At 72.7% G+C, this 14108-nt stretch carries 9 protein-coding genes and 1 pseudogene; 6 read left to right on the top strand and 4 right to left on the bottom strand.

Features of this window, described 5'->3' with window-relative positions; translation table 11 throughout:
- Window positions 1-509 precede the first annotated feature (509 nt).
- Window positions 510-1139, bottom strand: coding sequence for an ABC transporter ATP-binding protein (locus GSY69_RS08625; RefSeq protein WP_160953454.1), 630 nt, complete (start codon window positions 1137-1139; stop codon window positions 510-512).
- Window positions 1140-1276: 137 nt separating this feature from the next.
- On the opposite strand from GSY69_RS08625, the gene dapA reads away from it, so the two are divergent.
- Both dapA and GSY69_RS08615 read left to right on the top strand, forming a co-directional pair.
- Window positions 1277-2197 carry a 4-hydroxy-tetrahydrodipicolinate synthase gene (gene dapA / locus GSY69_RS08620; protein WP_160953453.1) on the top strand — a complete coding sequence of 307 codons (921 nt, stop codon included), beginning with the start codon at window positions 1277-1279 and terminating at the stop codon, window positions 2195-2197.
- A gap of 50 nt (window positions 2198-2247) precedes the next feature.
- Window positions 2248-3960, top strand: coding sequence for a ribonuclease J (locus GSY69_RS08615; protein ID WP_160953469.1), 1713 nt, complete (start codon window positions 2248-2250; stop codon window positions 3958-3960).
- Window positions 3961-4135: 175 nt separating this feature from the next.
- On the opposite strand, the gene GSY69_RS08610 is transcribed toward GSY69_RS08615, so the two are convergent.
- Window positions 4136-6496 carry a glycosyltransferase family 39 protein gene (locus GSY69_RS08610; RefSeq protein WP_160953452.1) on the bottom strand — a complete coding sequence of 787 codons (2361 nt, stop codon included), beginning with the start codon at window positions 6494-6496 and terminating at the stop codon, window positions 4136-4138.
- A 74-nt stretch (window positions 6497-6570) separates the two neighbouring features.
- Window positions 6571-7314, bottom strand: a complete 744-nt coding sequence (locus GSY69_RS08605) for an IclR family transcriptional regulator (RefSeq protein WP_160953451.1) — start codon at window positions 7312-7314, stop codon at window positions 6571-6573.
- Window positions 7315-7447: 133 nt separating this feature from the next.
- Between GSY69_RS08605 and GSY69_RS08600 the strand changes: the two genes are divergently transcribed.
- The 4 genes from GSY69_RS08600 to GSY69_RS08585 all read left to right on the top strand — a co-directional run bounded on the left by GSY69_RS08600 (window position 7448) and on the right by GSY69_RS08585 (window position 13953).
- The gene (locus GSY69_RS08600; RefSeq protein ID WP_160953450.1) at window positions 7448-8878 is read left to right on the top strand and encodes an FAD-binding oxidoreductase; all 1431 of its coding nucleotides are present in this window, start codon (window positions 7448-7450) and stop codon (window positions 8876-8878) included.
- A 64-nt stretch (window positions 8879-8942) separates the two neighbouring features.
- On the top strand, window positions 8943-10541 hold the full coding sequence (aceB, locus tag GSY69_RS08595; RefSeq protein WP_160953449.1) for a malate synthase A: 1599 nt from the start codon (window positions 8943-8945) through the stop codon (window positions 10539-10541).
- Between the two features lie 242 nt (window positions 10542-10783).
- On the top strand, window positions 10784-12418 hold the full coding sequence (locus GSY69_RS08590) for a GMC family oxidoreductase (RefSeq protein WP_160953448.1): 1635 nt from the start codon (window positions 10784-10786) through the stop codon (window positions 12416-12418).
- Window positions 12415-13953 (top strand): aldehyde dehydrogenase family protein, encoded by a 1539-nt coding sequence (locus GSY69_RS08585; protein WP_160953447.1) that lies wholly within the window; start codon window positions 12415-12417, stop codon window positions 13951-13953. The genes GSY69_RS08590 and GSY69_RS08585 overlap by 4 nt, the downstream gene beginning before the upstream one ends.
- A gap of 23 nt (window positions 13954-13976) precedes the next feature.
- Here the strand turns inward: GSY69_RS08585 and GSY69_RS08580 are convergent.
- A pseudogene (locus tag GSY69_RS08580) lies at window positions 13977-14108 on the bottom strand (IS481 family transposase); the annotation flags it as partial.

The following is a 14108-nucleotide window of genomic DNA, read 5'->3' as shown; positions in this document are numbered from 1 at the left end:
CGGCACCCACGCGGCTGCACCCGGCCACCCCGCGGCCCAGCAGGCACAGCCAACTGCCGCGCCCACACAGGCGGCACCGAGCACCCACGGCCAGACCCGCGATCGCACAAACCCGCCGCGAGGCCGCGGTGAATCGAAGACCATGCGCAGCTCGAACGCGCGCGGGAGGGGTAGGCCGAAGGCGCATCCCACGACGGCGCCGAGCGCGGCGGGGGCCAGGAGCAGCAACCCCAGCCCCACACCCGTTTCGCTCAGCCCCAATGTCCCTGCGCTGGGAGCGCCGACGAGGGCTGATCCCAGCTCACGGTGCGTCGCCAGCGCGTCGGTCAGCGCCCACATCAGCGGCCCTCCGATCACCACCGCCGCGAGTACGAGCGCGTAGATCTGCCCGGCCGCTCCGGAGCGGCCCATTCCGCGAGGCGCCGTGCAGTGGAGACGGTGTGCCCGCGTTGCGCCGCGGGCAAGGCGCGGCGGCCCGGTCGCACTGGGTGAGACGTCAGCGGGCCCAGTCATGCGCGTTCCGCGCTCACCGGAACCTCGGCGCTACCGAGCGCAGCGACGAGAGCCTCGGAATGCGTAGCGACGAGCACGGCCGTGCCGGTCGCCATTCGCGCTCGCAGGGCGGTCGCCACGGTGAGGATTGCGGAGCGCGCCAGGCGCCGCTCCGGCTCATCCAAGACGAGAAGCGTCGCCGGGCGCACGAGGGTCAGCGCAAGCACGAAAAGTTGGCGCTGCCCCGAGGACATCTCGTGCGGCAGGCGCCGACGAAGCCCGGCGATCCCCAGCTCGTCCAAGACGCTCTCGCAGGCCTCACGCGCGTGCGAAGCCGGACGACCCCATGTGCGGCTCACCGTGATGGCGTGCTCAAGCACGGTCAGACCCGTGTCAAGGACGGGCTCGCCCAGTTGGGCCGCGACTTGCGCGCGGAAGCGTGCCGAGCGGCGATCGGGCGGAGCGCCGCAGACCAGCACCTCTCCCCGGGTGCGGCGCAGACCGGCCACCGCCTCGAGCGCAGTGGTCTTCCCCGAACCGTTTGTCCCTCGAAGCGCCACGGCGGCTCCGCGCCCGAGGGCGAATGAAACGGGCGCGAGGCGACCCGGGACCGTGATGGCCCGGGTGACAAGCGGCCGGTGGTCCAATACGCATCCTCTAAACGGGGCAAGGGGGTGGTCGAAGCTGTGGGGACATTGTGTCACGCACCGCGCCGCCCTGCCCCCAACGCGCCGCGGGCGGCGTCCGTTGGGGTCAGCGCACCGGGCACGGTAAAATCGCAGTCATGGCGATGATGACGGACGGAGACGCACTGACGGCACGGCAGGCCTTCGGCTCGGTGGGCACGGCGATGGTCACCCCCATGGACGAGTCGGGCGAGATCGACTGGGCCGCAGTCCGCGCGCTCGCCGCCCGCCTGGTGGACGGCGGCAACGACTTCCTCGCCGTCTCCGGCACCACCGGCGAATCGCCCACCACCAGCGACGATGAGAAGCGCCGACTGCTCGACGCCGTGCTCGACGAGGTGGGCGACCGCGCCCGCGTCATCGCCGGGATCGGCACGAACGACACCCGGCACACGCTCGCGCTCGCCGCGGCCGCGCGCGAGGCCGGCGCCAACGGCCTGCTGCTCGTCTCGCCGTACTACTCCAAGCCCCCGCAGAACGCGATCGCGGCCCACATGCGCGCCGTCGCCGATGCCGCCGAGCTGCCGATCATGCTCTACGACATCCCCGGCCGCTCCGGGGTGGCACTGGCCGAGGACACGCTGCGCGACCTCGCCGGGCACCCGAACATCCTCGCCGTCAAGGACGCGAAGGGCGACCTCGAGTGCTCCGCGCGCCTCATGGCCGAGACCGACCTCGCCTACTACTCCGGCGACGACTCCCTCAACCTGCCGCTGCTTGCTGTGGGCGCCGTGGGCGTCGTCTCCACGATCGGCAACGTCGCCCCCGAGCGCGTCGCCGCCCTCGTCGCCGCCGTCCAGGACAACGACCTCGACACCGCGCGGCGCCTGAATGCGGAGCTCCTTCCGCTCATCGACACCATCATGAATCACCTGCCCGGGGCCGTGTCGGCGAAGGCCGCACTCGAGCTCATGGGAGTGATTCCCCATCGCGCAGATCGCCTCCCGCTGCTTCCCGCAGACGGGGAACAGCTGGCGTTCCTGCGCAAACGACTGACAGAAAGCGGGATTCTTTCGTGAAGACCCTCCTGGAAACACCCGGCCCGCCCCCCCAGGCGGACCCCGAGGCGATGCGCATCGTCGCGCTCGGCGGCCTCGGCGAAGTCGGCCGCAACATGACCGTCTTCGAGTACCGCGGCAAGATCCTCATCGTCGACTGCGGCGTGCTCTTCCCCGAGGAGGAGCAGCCCGGTGTCGACCTCATCCTGCCGGACCTGTCCTACCTGGACGGGCGCATGAACGACATCGTGGGAGTCGTGCTCACCCACGGCCACGAGGACCACATCGGCGCCGTGCCCTACCTCCTCAAGCGCCGCAACGACATCCCCCTGCTGGGCTCGACGCTCACCCTGGCGCTCATCGAGGCGAAGCTCAAGGAGCACCGCATCAAGCCCGTTACCCGCGTGGTGCGCGAGGGCGAGACGGACCAGCTGGGGCCCTTCGACCTCGAATTCGTGGCCGTCAACCACTCGATCCCCGACGCCCTGGCCGTGGCCATCAAGACCGGAGCCGGCACCGTGCTGCACACCGGCGACTTCAAGATGGACCAGCTGCCGCTCGACCGCCGCATCACGGACCTGCGCTCCTTTGCCCGCCTGGGCGAGGAGGGCGTCGACCTCTTCCTCACCGACTCGACGAACGCCGAGGTGCCCGGCTTCACCTCGCTCGAGCGCAACATCGGGCCCGTCCTCGAGACGATCTTCGGCAAGGCCGACCGGCGCATCATCGTCGCCTCGTTCTCCTCGCACGTCCACCGTGTGCAGCAGGTCCTCGAGGCCGCCAGCGCGCACGGGCGCAAGGTCGCCCTCGTGGGCCGGTCCATGGTGCGCAACATGAAGATCGCGCAGGAGCTGGGCTACCTCCACGTGCCCGACGGCGTGCTCATCGACATCAAGGACGTCGACAAGCTGCCCGACGACCAGGTGGTGCTCATGTGCACCGGCTCGCAGGGCGAGCCGATGGCCGCGCTCTCGCGCATGGCCAACGGCACCCACCGCGTCGAGGTGGGCGAGGACGACACCATCGTGCTCGCCTCCTCGCTCATCCCGGGCAATGAGAACGCGGTCTTCCGCGTCATCAACGGCCTCATGCGGCTGGGCGCCAAGGTCGTCCACAAGGGCAATGCGAACGTCCACGTCTCCGGCCACGCCTCCGGCGGCGAGCTCCTCTACGCCTACAACATCGTCAAGCCCAAGGGCGTCATGCCCGTGCACGGCGAGTGGCGCCACCTGCTGGCCAACGCCAAGCACGCGGCGGACACCGGTGTGCCGGAGGAGAACATCGTCATCGCCGACGACGGCTGGGTCGTCGACCTCAAGGACGGGCGCGCGCGGGTCGTGGGCGCCGTCGAGTGCGACTACGTCTTCGTCGACGGCTCCTCGATCGGCACCATCACGGAGTCCGACCTCGAGGACCGCCGCGTCCTCGCCGGCGAGGGCTTCGTCTCGATCGTCACCACCGTGCGGCCCGAGGACGCCACGATCATCACGGGCCCGGTCATCAAGACCCGCGGCGTGGCGGAGGAGGACTCCGTCTTCGACTGGATCCAGCCCAAGATCGCCGAGGCGATCACCGAGGCGATGCAGGAGGGCGCCAAGGACGAGCAGAAGCTCCAGCATGTCATCCGCCGCACGATCGGCCGCTGGATCTCCTCGAAGCTGCGCCGGCGCCCCATGATCGTGCCCACGGTCATCGTCGTCGACCGCGAGGGCCGGGAGATCGGCGGCAAGCCCAAGCAGCTCGAATCGGGCCGCTCGGGCGGCAGCCGCCGCCGCAAGCGCTGAGCGCACCCGGGCGCGCAGCGCCCCCACTCCACCGCCGCCGAGGCGCGGGCAGAGCATCGCTCGGCCCGCACCTCGGCGGCGGTGCTGTCTGCGCGGACTGGCCCGCGCTGAAGCGCCGGGCGCAGGACAGGGCCGCGCCCCGGGGAAGGGGGAACGCGGCCCTGCCGGCCTGGGTTCAGCTCGCGGGGGAGCTGAGGTCGTAGACGGTGGTGCCGCCCACGGTGGTGGAGGTGTAGTTCGCCGCCACCCACTCGCTGATCGCCTGGGACGACGAGCTGCCGCCGCCGGGGCCCCCGCCCATGCCGCCGCCGCCGATGAAGTACGAGACCTCGCCGTCCTCCACCATCTGCTTGAACTCGTCGAGCGTGGGGTAGGGGTCCGAGCCCATCCAACCGCCGATGTCGAGCACCTCGGTGTCCGAGGAGATCATGAGCTGGGCGGCGCTGTTGGCCCCCACCGTCGCCGCGGAGTAGCTCCCGGAGGCCGACTGCAGCAGGCTGACGAGCTCGCTCGACGCCTCGCCGCCCATCCCGCCGCCCCCGCCGCGGCTCGCGTCGCCGGCGTCCTGGGAGGCACTGCCGGACGCGTCGGTGGATGCGTCGCCGCCCTGGGAACCGCCCTGGGTGCCGCTGCCGTCCCCGGCCGCGGTGTCCGCATCGCCAGCGGTGTCGGCATCGCCGGTGGTTCCGGCACCGCCGGGGGCACCGCCCCCGCCGCCCGCCTGGCCGCCGCCCATGCCGCCGCTGCCGCCCCCGGCGGCTGCCGGACCGGACGTCGGGATCGAGCCCTGGTAGGCATTGCCGATCGAGGCCGCCGACCAGGCCGCCGTGCCAGCCCCGCCGAACAGCAGGGCCGCGGCGAGGACCCACGCGGTGAGCGTGCGGCCCGAGCGCAGGCGGATCCGATCGGCGCCCAGGAGCAGTGCGATCGCCGTGACGATGCCGCCGGCCAGGATCGCCCAGCGCAGCCACGGCAGCCAGTCCGCCGCGGCGGTGGCGAGCAGGTAGTACGACATGCCGGCGGTGGCCGCGAGCGCGATGGCGAGGCCGATGCGGGCCGCGAGCTCGCCTCGGCGGCGCCACAGGAGCCCGGCGCCCAGCGCCACGGTGCCGGCCACGGCCGGGGCCAGCGCGACCACGTAGTAGGGGTGGATGGTGCCCTCCATGAAGGAGAACACGGCCGCGGTGACGACGAGCCAGCCGCCGAAGACCAGGAGGCCGGCGCGCTGCGGGTCCGTGCGCGGGCGCCGGAGGGTGGCCCAGAGGCCGCCGAGCAGCAGGATCGCCGCGGCCGGCAGCAGCCAGCCGATCTCCGGGCCGAACGAGGAGTTGAGCATGCGCAGCAGCCCGGCCTCGCCGCCGAAGCCCACGTTGCCGCCACCCCCGCCGCCACCTCCGCCGCCGTTGCCGGAGCCGCCGAAGATCCGGCCGAACCCGTTGTAGCCGAAGACGAGCTCGAAGAAGGAGTTCGAGTCCGTGCCGGCCATGTACGGCCGCGCATCGGCGGGCCACAGGTAGAACAGCGCGGCGTAGGCGGCGATCGGCGCGAGCGCACCGGCCACCCCCGCGGCCAGGCCCGCGAGCCGGCGGCCCAGCCCGCCCTGGGCCGCGATGAGGAAAGCGAGGCCGAGCGCGGGCAGCGTGAGGAACCCCTGGAGCATCTTGACGAGGAACGCCAGCCCGATGACCGCGCCCGCGGCCAGCATCCACCAGTGCGCGCGGTTCGCCGCGGCGCGGTGCAGCCCGTCGCCGGCGGCATGGACCCGCCCGGACTGGATGGCGCGCACCGTGAGGTAGGCGGCGAGCGCCAGGCACAGGGTGAGCATGGCATCGGGGTTGTCGAAGCGGAACATCATGACCGCCACCGGGGTGAGCGCGACGAGCCAGCCCGCGAGGAGGCCCGCGGGGCGCCCGCCCAGCCGCGCGACTGTGAGATAGGTCAGCCAGACGGTCGCGATGCCCATGAGCGCCTGGGGCAGCAGCACGGTCAGCGAGCTGAACCCGAAGACGCGGGCGAACAGCGCCGGGATCCACAGGGCGGCCGGCGGCTTGTCGACCGTGATGCCGTTGTTCGCATCGAGCGAGCCGAACAGCCACGCCGTCCAGTCCTGCGAGCCCGCGCGGATCGCCGCGGCGTAGAACGTGTTGCCGTAGCCGGAGGCGGTGAGGTTGTACAGGTAGGCGAACGCCGCGCCGGCGAGCATGAGCAGCACGCCCGCGCGCAGCCAGCCCTCCCGGCCGCGCCAGCCGTCGCGGCGCAGCCAGGAGCGCAGCCCGCCCGGGCGGGGCGAGTCACCGCCGCCGGGCCCTGGGCGCTGGCCGGCGCGGTGCTGGCCGGTGCTGTGCTGCCCGCGCCGGGCACCGGTGCTGTGGAGTGCGCCCGCGGGGGATGCGCTCCCGTTCGCGGGGGTCGAGTCCGCGCGCCGGCGCTCGGCGCGCTCGGCGCGGCGCGCCCGCGCCGCCCCGACGACGCGCAGCGCCTGTGTTCTGCTGCCTGTTCTGCGCGGGCGCAGCCGCCCCGCCGTGTGCTCAGTCATGCCGCCAGTGTCCCGACGCGCCCCAGCCGCGCGATGAGCCGAGGCTGTGGACCGGCTGTGAGGCGGTGCGCCGCTCACCCGTCCCAGTGAGCGGCGAGCTCCTCGGCCGCTGCGCGCAGCTGGGCTGCGACCCTGGGGTAGATGCTCGGCACGAGCCGCGAGGTGGGCGCCGAGGCGGAGATGCCGGCGGGCGCGGGGCCGCCGGGCACCGCGACGGCCAGGCACCGCACCCCGGCCTCCTGCTCCTCGTCGTCGAGGGCGAAGCCGCGCCCGCGGCACTCGCGCAGCTCGGCCATGAGCCCCTCCACGTCCGGGGCGGGAAGGCCGGAGGCCGCGCTGCGCTCCAGGGCGGCGCGGATCTTCGCCTCGCTCATGGTCGCGAGCACGGCCTTGCCCACGCCCGTGTTGAAGCAGGGGACCTGGCGGCCCACCTCGGTGAACATGCGCATGGAGCGCGAGGAAGAGGCCTGGGCGACGTACGTCATCCGCGTGTGGGAGTAGAACGCGAGGTTGACGGTCTCCTGCAGGGCGGCCGCGGCCCGGTCGAGGATGGGCTGGACGGCGAAGCCCGCCTGCTCCGCGGCGTCCGTGCCGAGTCCCACGAGCCGCGAGCCCAGGGCGTAGCGGCGGTCGGCGAACTGGCGGACGTAGCCGCGCGCCATGAGCGTGGCGAGGATGCGGTGCACGCTGGGGGCGGGCAGCCCCACCTCGGCGGCGAGGTCCGTGCCGCGCGCGCTGCCGCCCATGCGGGCCAGGGCCTCGAGGACGTCGAGGGTCCGGTCGACGGACTGCACGCGGGCGGGGGAGGCGGGGGACATGGCTCCCAGTATGCGCGGGGATTATGTTCAGCGGAATTAGATTTCCGTATCGCGGAAAACTGCGTGTGGCGGGGGTCTCCCGAATGCTACGTTGAGCCCGTTGCCCAACCGCCCCGATCGCATGGGAGAGCCGATGGAGACGGAGCTCGCCGAGCTCGAGGCCCAGCTGCCCGCTGGCTGCCTCATCACCAAGCCGGAGACCATGGAGGCCTACCGGCGCGACCGCGCGAACGACCCCCACCCCGGCATGCCGCTGGCCGTGGTGCGCGCCACGAGCACCGCGGACGTGCAGGCCACGGTCCGCTTCGCCGCCGCCCACGGGATCCCCGTCGTGCCGCGCGGGGCGGGCTCGAGCCTGTCGGGCGGCAGCACCGCCGTCGACGGGGGGATCGTGCTCAGCGTCGACCGGATGCGCGAGATCACGATCGACCCGGTCACCCGGACCGCGTTCGTCCAGCCCGGGGCGCTCAACGCCGAGGTCAAGGCGGCGGCCGCGGAGCACGGCTGCTGGTACCCGCCGGACCCCGCCTCGTTCGAGTTCTGCTCGATCGGCGGCAACGTCGCCACGAACGCCGGCGGCCTGTGCTGCGTGAAGTACGGCGTGACCACCGACTACGTGCTGGGCATGACGGTCGTGCTGGCCGACGGCCGGGCCGTCACGCTGGGCGGCCCGCGCCTCAAGGACGTGGCGGGCCTGTCGCTCACGAAGCTCTTCGTGGGCAGCGAGGGCACGCTGGGCATCATCACCGAGGTGTGCCTGCGCCTCATCCCGGCCCAGCGGCTGCGCACGACGCTCGTCGCGACGTTCCCCACGCTCGACGACTCGACGAACACGGTGCTCGAGATCACGAAGACGATGCGCCCCTCCATGTGCGAGTTCATGGACCGCGTGACGATCAACGCCGTCGAAGACGATGTGCACATGGGCCTCGACCGCGACGCCGAGGCGATGCTCATCATCCAGTCCGACGAGCCCGCGGAGCACGCCGGGCGCGAGATCGCCGACATCGAGCGGATCTGCCGGGACAACCACGCCGGCGAGGTGTTCTCCACCGACGACCCCGACGAGGGGGAGCAGTTCATCGCCGCGCGCCGGCACGCGATCCCCGCCGTGGAGAAGACCGGCACGATCCTCCTCGAGGACGTGGGCGTGCCCGTGCCCCTGCTGGGCCGCCTCGTCGACGGCATCGCGGAGATCGCCGGCCAGCGCGACGTGACGATCGCGGTCATGGCCCACGCGGGGGACGGCAACACCCACCCGCTCGTCGTCTTCGACCCCACCGACGCCGCGCAGGAGGAGCGCGCCCACACCGCCTACGGCGAGATCATGGACCTCGCCATGGGCCTGGGCGGCACGATCACGGGCGAGCACGGCGTGGGCCGGCTCAAGCAGCCGTGGCTCGGCGCCTACCTGGGCGACGACGTCTACGAGCTCAACCACCGGATCAAGGCCGCCCTGGACCCCCAGGGCATCCTCAACCCGGGCGTCGTGTTCAACCGCGAGCAGGCGGCGGCCGCGCCCTCGGCCGCCCACGACCCCAGCGCCTCGGCGGCCGCCTCCTAGCCCAGGCGCCCCGCGCGCCGCGCAGACCACCCCGACCCACCCGAAAAGAAACCGAAGGAGAACCATGGCAGAGCTCACGCTCCCCGACGGCCTCGAGATCACCGGGCAGCTGCCCGACGGCGCCGAGAAGGTGCTGACCCCGGACGCGCTCGACCTCATCGTCGACCTCCACCGCCGCTTTGAGCCCACCCGCCAGGAGCGCCTCGCGGCGCGCAAGGAGGTCCAGAAGCACCTGGACTCCGGCGGCGAGCTGGGCTTCCTCGACGAGACGAAGGCCGTGCGCGAGGACGACTCGTGGACCGTCGTGGCCCCCGCGCCGGGACTCGAGGACCGCCGCGTGGAGGTCACCGGCCCCACGTACACGAAGATGACGATCAACGCGCTGAACTCCGGCGCGAAGGCCTGGCTGGCCGATCAGGAGGACGCGAACACCCCCGCCTGGGAGTCCGTGATCGGCGGCCAGCTCAACCTGCTCAACGCCATCAACCGCGAGATCGACTTCGTCGCCGAGGAGACCGGCAAGGAGTACAGGCTGCGCCCCGACGAGGAGCTGCCCACGATCATCGTGCGCCCCCGCGGCTGGCACATGGGCGAGAAGCACATGAAGGTCGACGGGCAGGAGGTCTCCGGCTCGCTCGTCGACTTCGCCCTCTACTTCGCCACGGCCGGGCGCCGCCAGCTCGAGAAGGGCCAGGGTCCCTACTACTACCTGCCGAAGATGGAGTCCTACCTCGAGGCGCGCCTGTGGAACGACGTGTTCTCCTACTCCGAGGAGAAGCTGGGCGTCGAGCACGGCTCGATCCGGGCCACGTGCCTCATCGAGACCTACCCCGCGGCCTTCCAGATGGAGGAGATCCTCTACGAGCTGCGCGACCACTCCGCGGGCCTCAACGCCGGGCGCTGGGACTACATCTTCTCCGTCATCAAGACCCACCGGAACAAGGGCGCGGACTGGATCCTGCCCGACCGCAACCTCGTGACGATGACGGTGCCCTTCATGCGCGCCTACACCGAGCTGCTTGTGCGCACGTGCCACAAGCGCGGGGCCCACGCGATCGGCGGCATGGCCGCGCAGATCCCGTCGAAGGACGAGGCGGCCAACGCCCAGGCGTTCGAGAAGGTCACCGGCGACAAGACCCGCGAGGCCGGCGACGGCTTCGACGGCTCGTGGGTGGCCCACCCGGGCATGGTCGACATCTGCAAGGAGGCCTTCACGAAGGTCCTGGGCGAGGCGCCCAACCAGCTCGACAAGAAGCGCGAGGACGTCTCCGTCACCGCCGCGGACCTGCTCAGCGTCAAGGACACCCCCGGCGATGTCACCGAGGCGGGCCTGCGCGCCAACGTGTCCGTGGGCATCCAGTACGTCCAGTCGTGGCTCAACGGCAACGGCGCGGCGGCGATCAACGGCCTCATGGAGGACGCCGCCACCGCGGAGATCTCGCGCACCCAGGTGTGGCAGTGGCTGAAGTTCAACACCGAGCTGGCCGACTCCGGCGAGCAGGTCACCCGCGAGCTCGTCGAGCGCATCATCGACGAGGAGGTCGGCAAGCTGCCCGGCGGCCGCGAGGCCTACGGCAAGGCCACCGACCTCTTCGCGAAGATGGCCACGGACGCCACGTACTACGACTTCCTCACCCTGCCCGCCTACGAGCTCATCGACTGAGCGGGCCCGGACGGGCGCGCCACCGGCGCGCCCGCCGGAACCAGCGGTGCCCGGGGCGCGTGCGCCCCGGGCACCGCTGTGCTCCCGGGGTCGCGCACGGGGGGCATGGCGGGATGCTCTCGGATCGGGCGGGAGCCGGCGTCTCGGCGGTGCACAGCAGGTCCCGCGGTCGTGGCAGGATGGGCCATGGCGCACACAGTGGTGCGCATCACATGCGGCCGCAGGGCCGGAAGGGCGGTCCCATGGCAGCGCACGGCAGCTACGACTACGTCATCATCGGCGCCGGCAGCGCGGGCAGCGTGCTCGCCCACCGCCTCTCCGAGGACCCGAACGCCTCGGTCCTCGTGCTCGAGGCGGGCCCCCGCACCCACGGCATGGAGATCGACATGCCGGCGGCCTTCGCCAACCTCTTCAAGTCCGCGTGGGACTGGGACTACCAGACGGAGCCGCAGCCGGGGCTCGGCGGCGGCTCCGACCACTGGCCCCGGATGCGCGGCACCGGCGGCTGCTCGGCGATGAACGCCATGATCTACATCCGGGGCAATCCCGACGACTACGACGGCTGGGAGCGCGACTTCGGGGCCGAGGGATGGGGCTGGGCCGATGCGCTGCCCTACTTCGTGCGCTCGGAGACGAACACCGGCCTGGCCGGCCCGGAGCACGGGACGCACGGCCCCCTCCACGTCGAGGACCGCCGCTACACCCACGAGCTCACCGCCGCGGCCGTGGCCGCCGGCGTCGCCGCGGGCCTGCCCGAGCGGCGCGACTTCAACGCCGGCGAGCAGCACGGGGCGGGCCTCTACCAGGTCACCTGCCGCAACGGGCGCCGGTGGTCGGCCGACGCCGCCTACCTCGCCCCGGCCCTCGAACGGCCCAACGTCGAGCTCATCACGAACGCGCTCGTCACCCGCATCGTCATCGACGGGGGTTGCGCCGTGGGCGTGCGCTACCTCAAGGACGGCGCCGAGCAGGCGGTCTTCGCCGGCGCCGAGGTCATCCTCAGCGGCGGTGCGATCAACTCGCCGCAGGTGCTCATGCTCTCCGGGCTCGGGCCCGCCGACCACCTGCGCGAGCACGGCATCGAGGCGCTGGTCGACCTGCCCGTCGGCCAGAACCTCCACGACCACCCCGTCACCCCCGTGCTGTGGGAGACGCGGGGGACGACCGATCTCGCCGCCGACCACGTCACTCCGGCCAGGCTCGCGCAGTGGGCGCTCACCGGGCGCGGGCCGCTGGCCTCCAACGTGGGGGAGGGCGGGGCCTTCTTCTCCACCCGCGGCGACGACGCCCATCCGGACATCCAGCTGCACATCGCCCCGGCGGGCTTCCACCACAACGGCTTCGGAGAGCCCGGCACGCGCAAATTCACGATCGCCCCCACGCTCGTCGAGGTCGCCAGCCGCGGGGCACTGCGGCTGCGCGGGCCCGATCCGCGCTGGCGGCCCTCGCTCGACCCCCAGTACTTCGCAGCGCCCGAGGACCGGGCCGCGATGGCCGCCGGCATCCGCCGCTCCATCGAGATCGCCCACGAGGCCCCGCTGGCCCGCTTCCTCTCCCGGCCCTACGACCGGCCGGGCGATGCGCTCGACGACGCGGAGATGACCCGGCTCATCGAAGGCTACGCGCAGACGCTCTACCACCCGGTGGGCACGTGCGCGATGGGCGCGGGCCCCGAGTCCGTCGTCGACCCGCAGCTGCGCGTGCGCGGCGTGGACGGCCTGCGCGTCGTCGACGCCTCGGTCTTCCCCCGCGTGACCCGCGGAAACACCAACGCCCCCACGATCATGCTCGCCGAGCGCGCTGCGGACCTGCTGCGGGGGCGCACCCCCGAGCGCGCGACCGCCCCCGCCGCGACGCAGAAGGAGACCGCCCGATGAGCCCGACACCCACGCCGCTGTCCAATTCCGCGCTGGCCAACCAGAGCCCGGGCAATGCCGCGAGCGGCGCCGGGCCCCGGCTCACCGTGACCCGCCCGGGCACCGGCGAGCCCCTGGGCAGCTACCCGATCGCCACCGCCGAGGACGTCGCCGCGGCCGTCGAGCGCGCCCGTGGGGCCGCCGACTGGTGGGCGGGCCTCACGTTCGCCCAGCGCGGCAAGCGGCTCGATGCCTTCCGCGGCATCCTCGCCCGCCGCTTCGCGCAGATCTCCAAGCTCGTGAGCGAGGAGACGGGCAAGCCCGTGGCCGATGCCGCCATCGAGGTCGCGACGATCCTCGACCACATCGCGTGGGCCGCCCGCCACGCGCGCTCGGTGCTGGGCCCCCGGCGCACGCGCTCGACGCTCATGAGCTTCCACCTGTCCGGGTCGATCGAATACCGCCCCCTGGGCGTCGTGGGGGTCATCGGCCCCTGGAACTTCCCGGTCATGACGCCGCTGGGCTCGATCGTCTTCGCGCTCGCCGCCGGCAACGCCGTCGTCTTCAAGCCCAGCGAGCTCACCCCCGGGGTGGGCCTCTGGCTGGGCCGCTACATGGCCGAGGCCGTGCCCGAGGCACCGGTCCTCCAGGTGCTCACGGGCGATGGCACCACGGGCGACGCGCTGGCGCGCGCGGACATCGACAAGATCGCGTTCACCGGCTCCACCGCGACCGCCAAGAAGGTCATGGCCGCGGCCGCGGAGCGCCTGACGCCCATGGTCGCCGAGTGCGGCGGCAAGGACGCCTTCGTCGTCGACTACGACGCCGACCTCGACGCCGCCGCCGAGGCCGCCGCGTGGACCGCGCTGTCCAACGCCGGCCAGACCTGCGTGGGCACTGAGCGGATCTACGTCCACGAGTCCGTCTCCGAGGCGTTCGGGGCCAAGCTCGCCGCGATCGTCGGGGGCCTGCGCGCGGGCGCCGACGACGCCGCGCCGATCGGGCCCATGACGATGGCCGGCCAGGTCGACGTCGTCGAGGGCCACCTGCGCGGGGCCGTGGACGCCGGGGCGCGCGTCTTGGCCGGCCGCGTCGGGGCACCCGAGGGCCAGGTGGTCCAGCCGAGCATCCTCACGGGCGTGGCGGACGATGCGCCGGCGAACACGGAGGAGACGTTCGGCCCGACGGCCAACCTCATGGGCTTCTCCGAGGTCGGCCCGCTGCTCGCCCGCATCAACGCCACCGGCTACGGCCTGGGCGGGACCGTGTACGGCCGTGCCCGGGCCGCGCAGATCGCCCGGGGCATGCGCACCGGGATGGTCTCGATCAACGCGGCGCTGGGGTTCGCCATGCTGCCCTCCGTCCCGTTCGGCGGGGTCGGCAAGTCCGGGTTCGGGCGCATCCACGGCCCCGACGGCCTGCGCGAGTTCGCCTACGCCCACTCCACCGTGCGCAGGCGCCTGCCGCCCGTGCTCGATCCGACGACGTTCGCGCGCACGGCCAAGCAGGACGAGCTGCTCGCCACGGTCGTCAACCTTCTCCACGGCGGGGCCTGAGCCGGGGCGCCGAGGCGCGGGCCCTAGTTGTGATGTCCAGGCAGGTTGTTGAGTCTGCTGATGGGCGGGGCTCCGATCGCGGAGTGAACCCTGTGGTGATTGTAGACATGCAACCAACCAGGAAGTTCACCTCGGCGTTCGGTCTCGGAACTGTA

Origin of the sequence: Brevibacterium rongguiense (genome assembly GCF_009857845.1) — a bacterium.
Taxonomy (GTDB): domain Bacteria; phylum Actinomycetota; class Actinomycetes; order Actinomycetales; family Brevibacteriaceae; genus Brevibacterium; species Brevibacterium rongguiense.
This window is presented reverse-complemented; position numbering and strand designations above follow the sequence as displayed.